Origin of the sequence: Bacillus sp. UMB0728 (assembly GCF_002858875.1) — a bacterium.
GTDB classification, from domain to species: domain Bacteria; phylum Bacillota; class Bacilli; order Bacillales; family Cytobacillaceae; genus Bacillus_AB; species Bacillus_AB infantis.
Genome location: NZ_PKLA01000017.1, coordinates 1 through 3,530 on the forward strand (window position 1 = coordinate 1; position 3,530 = coordinate 3,530).

Consider the following 3,530-nt stretch of genomic DNA (forward strand, 5'->3'; position numbering starts at 1 on the left):
TACCGTTTGGTAAACAACTATGAAATTCTAAGAAAACATGAGTAAATCGGCGTTTTAGCTTCTTTTATTGAGGGAGGTTAGCTGAACAAGAAATTGAATAAATTACTTATAATATCAGTTATTGAAGAAGTGGAAAAATAAAAATCGGAATTTTCTTAAACTAAATGAGGGATTAGATGAATTACCAACTGTATTTTAGTTTACCTGTTTATGAAAAAGCTGATTACTGGGTACCTTTGATGAAGTATTTCTTAGTGCAATCAAATACTATTGAAATTCATTGTTGGAATGAGGAAAAGGGTATTGTGAAAGAAATGCAAACTATATTAAAAGGATCATTCGAAATATCGAAGGAGTACAACCTTACTTTATTCAAGGGAAATTTAACACCGGATGTTGTAGATTATTTATTAATTAATAATGTAAATGTAGAGGGGAAGATAAAGTGGTTCTCAATTTTTTTAATGAATAATGCCACTACCATTTTTCATTCCGAACATTGGGGGAATGAGTTTTTTGCACCCAACGTTAACAAAAAAGATATCGCATTCATCAAATCAGTAATGCCGAGTGGGACGAATTTCCATCAATATACTTAGCTATATACGATTCACTAGATCAATTAAAGGATTCTATTTGTCCAGGATAAATTGAGGCACCTTTTATTTTTCAATAAACGGGGCAGGATTATTTAATATATATAAATTCATTCTTCATTTCTGAAATGTCCTCATTGGACTTCTCCAGCAATGCTTCGTCAAGATTTGTTTTAAAACATATAAGTTAGAATCATTGAAACTATAACGGTTTATATTCGTAAGTCTTAAGAGGAATGAAAGAAAGGGGGATATGGATGGTTTTAATGCTTCTTATGGTTGCAGGGTTACCAGCTATTTTATTTTCTTTCGTCCTAATTCTCTTTTATAAAGCGTTTGTTAAGAAGAAAACTTTAACTCCTTTTTACACTCCACTTGATGAAATTACTGGACAATCTCAAGTTGAATTTCACGAAGAACAAAGAATTGTTGTAGTAGATGAAGATCAAGGAGACGATAAGAATAAGAATAAAATGAAAACAAATTCCTAAAGTGAACAATATTTAAACTAAACCTCAAACTGTTTTAGTTACTCTTCAACAAACAAGTGCTTATACTCCAGAACAGCTGCCGATTCAGGCGGCTTATCTTATATAACAAAAGGGGCAGGATTATTGAATACTAATAGTTCTATTATGAAAGATGTTAACGATAGGAAGTGATTATAAATGTCAGTCTTCATTCAAAATAGTCATATAAGCTTGATTAACTCGATTAAGTTTAATAAGAAAGATTTCACAGTGTTAAGTATTGGAGTTATGTTAAGAGATTTTGAAGGTTTTACTAACAATTTCATAAAAGCTACACTTAAATTTCCTTTATACTTGGTTTTACCAATGATGTTCATAGATGATGAGGAAATAGGACAAATGAAACTGCTTAATATTGAATGTCAAATAAATAAAAAAAGTGAATGGATGACTCTCAAAGTAGAAACAAATGCTCAATTAAAACTAATAACGGGATATTGTGAGTGGTCTGCTTGTAATGGGGTTGGCTCGTTTTTGTTTCAAGGTAATGGTATCCATTATGATGATTTATGGCCAAATGTGGAATGGATTCATCCAACAGAGTTCCCTAATCTTGATTGGAAAAAGGTAGCAACGTTCGTTGATATACATGAAGTTGGATTCACTGTAATAACTAATGATAATAGAATCAATAGTACAATAAAAATGTTAAATTACATTCCAAAAGAGTACGAAATTGACCTTGATAACTGTGATATTTGATTTCAGTGTTACTTAAAGTAAGGGGTGCTTATGTTCCAGATCAGCTGCTACACCAGGCAGCTTTTCTTATTTGATAAAAGGGGCAGGTTTGTTGATTAATGAATTCCTATGTTAGAGTTCAGAAAATTGAAACTTTAATGATGGCTATCCGTATATTTAGTCTAGAATATAATGTAGGTGATATGAAACAAAACAAAGGGGGCTTAAGAGATGTGGTGGTTTGTAATTTTAATTGTTGGGGTTTTATTATTCGCCTTATTTATAGACTGGAGACGCAAGAAGAACAACAATAATCCGTATATACCAACCAATCCAAACTCCAAACCTGGGGATAGTTCTAACTATATGATGGGAGACAACAGATATACAAATGGTGGTGAGTAATTAACTTTATTATCATTACAGAGACTTATGTTAAAGATTAGCTGCCGAAGTTAGGCGGCTTTTCTTAATCCATAAAAGGGACAGTTTAGAACAAAAAGGAATTTGTAAAACACCTATTATTCAATGAGTAACTACTTACTTAGGTGGAAGCTTTTCGATAGGTTGGATGAATTTAATTAACAATGTTGTTTAACAAAAAAGGGATGATAATTGTTTATTTTTATAAAAGAAAGATGGGAAAGGTGGCTGTACCTATATGGGATTTGCTATAGAATGCCCTAAATGTAGTAATGAAGTAATGGAAGGATATATTTATTCTGCTCGCCGAATATGTTGGTCGGAATCTAGTGATTCAGTTTTCTTTGATTTTAGAAATGAAGTATTAGTAGATAAAGCAGAAGTTAAAATCGGCAAAATCCCAGCATATAGGTGTGAAACGTGTAAGTTAGTTATTTTTTCATACGAATAATCGTTACTATAAAATGTAGTTTTAAAAGTTTATCTTATTAGACTTACGGTGCTTACGTTCCAGATCAGCTACCAAACCATGGCGCTTTGCTTATGTTATAAAAGGGGCAGGTTTGTTCAATAAGAATAGTCTTAATTTAATTGGGAAAAATACCCCTAAATATAATTTAGGGGTGCTGAAGAATGAAAAAAAGGTTTTCTCTTTTATTACTTATGTTCAGTATCATAATTTGCGGAACAAATAATGTAAATGTATTAGCCAATTCAAAAGGAGAAAGAAAGCCACCTAAAAGTGTATGTATAAAGGAATTTGAAAAGAAATGGATAAAATTTGATGACAGTGTACTAAAAGATATTGTTAAGAGCTACAACTTAGACTTATCTGGGTATCAAGAATTTAAGCACAGTGACTTAAACTTAAAAGTAGGGGATAAAATTAATGACCATTCTGATAAAATTTCATTACAGCATTTATTTGTAGGTCATAGTATTGGTTCAATGCGATTGTTCTTAGAGAATGGCTTAGAAGGGTCAAAAGGATATTTTCTTTATAAAAGAATCGAAGGAAACAATGTCAAAAAGGAATTGCATAAAATGGGTGAAGTTTGGGTTGTTATGTCAGTAGATGAAAAGAAAGCAGAAAAGCTGCAACTGATGCCTTTTAATTGGAACAAATGCACTGAAAATTGACAATTACTGATATAAACTCTTTCAACTAAAATGGGCAATTGTTCAATATCAGCTGCCGAACCAGGCGGCTTTTTTGTTGAACTAAAGGGGCAGCATTCCTGTAATGAAGGAAAATGGGGTTTGAACAAAAAAATAACCTCTTGGTAGAATGAGAGAGTCC

At 31.9% G+C, this 3,530-nt stretch carries 6 protein-coding genes; all 6 read left to right on the plus strand.

The window, feature by feature from the left end:
• The first annotated feature begins 176 nt into the window (after nt 1–176).
• Complete coding sequence (locus CYJ37_RS26705; protein ID WP_101553029.1) at nt 177–599, plus strand: hypothetical protein; 423 nt, start codon at nt 177–179, stop codon at nt 597–599.
• A gap of 254 nt (nt 600–853) precedes the next feature.
• On the plus strand, nt 854–1,087 hold the full coding sequence (locus CYJ37_RS26710; protein ID WP_101553031.1) for a DUF3951 domain-containing protein: 234 nt from the start codon (nt 854–856) through the stop codon (nt 1,085–1,087).
• A gap of 177 nt (nt 1,088–1,264) precedes the next feature.
• On the plus strand, nt 1,265–1,828 hold the full coding sequence (locus CYJ37_RS26715) for a hypothetical protein (protein WP_101553033.1): 564 nt from the start codon (nt 1,265–1,267) through the stop codon (nt 1,826–1,828).
• Between the two features lie 210 nt (nt 1,829–2,038).
• Nucleotides 2,039–2,212 (plus strand): hypothetical protein, encoded by a 174-nt coding sequence (locus CYJ37_RS27500; RefSeq protein ID WP_165352707.1) that lies wholly within the window; start codon nt 2,039–2,041, stop codon nt 2,210–2,212.
• Between the two features lie 256 nt (nt 2,213–2,468).
• Nucleotides 2,469–2,681 (plus strand): PF20097 family protein, encoded by a 213-nt coding sequence (locus CYJ37_RS27540; protein WP_101553035.1) that lies wholly within the window; start codon nt 2,469–2,471, stop codon nt 2,679–2,681.
• Between the two features lie 182 nt (nt 2,682–2,863).
• Complete coding sequence (locus CYJ37_RS26725; RefSeq protein ID WP_101553037.1) at nt 2,864–3,370, plus strand: hypothetical protein; 507 nt, start codon at nt 2,864–2,866, stop codon at nt 3,368–3,370.
• Nucleotides 3,371–3,530 lie beyond the last annotated feature (160 nt).

Excerpts from the sequence above, each read along its gene's own strand:
- CYJ37_RS27540 (WP_101553035.1), top strand. The coding sequence starts at position 2,469 with ATGGGATTTGCTATAGAATGCCCTAAATGTAGTAATGAAGTAATGGAA.
- CYJ37_RS27500 (WP_165352707.1), top strand. The coding sequence starts at position 2,039 with ATGTGGTGGTTTGTAATTTTAATTGTTGGGGTTTTATTATTCGCCTTA.
- CYJ37_RS26705 (WP_101553029.1), top strand. The coding sequence starts at position 177 with ATGAATTACCAACTGTATTTTAGTTTACCTGTTTATGAAAAAGCTGAT.
- CYJ37_RS26715 (WP_101553033.1), top strand. The coding sequence starts at position 1,265 with ATGTCAGTCTTCATTCAAAATAGTCATATAAGCTTGATTAACTCGATT.
- CYJ37_RS26710 (WP_101553031.1), top strand. The coding sequence starts at position 854 with ATGGTTTTAATGCTTCTTATGGTTGCAGGGTTACCAGCTATTTTATTT.
- CYJ37_RS26725 (WP_101553037.1), top strand. The coding sequence starts at position 2,864 with ATGAAAAAAAGGTTTTCTCTTTTATTACTTATGTTCAGTATCATAATT.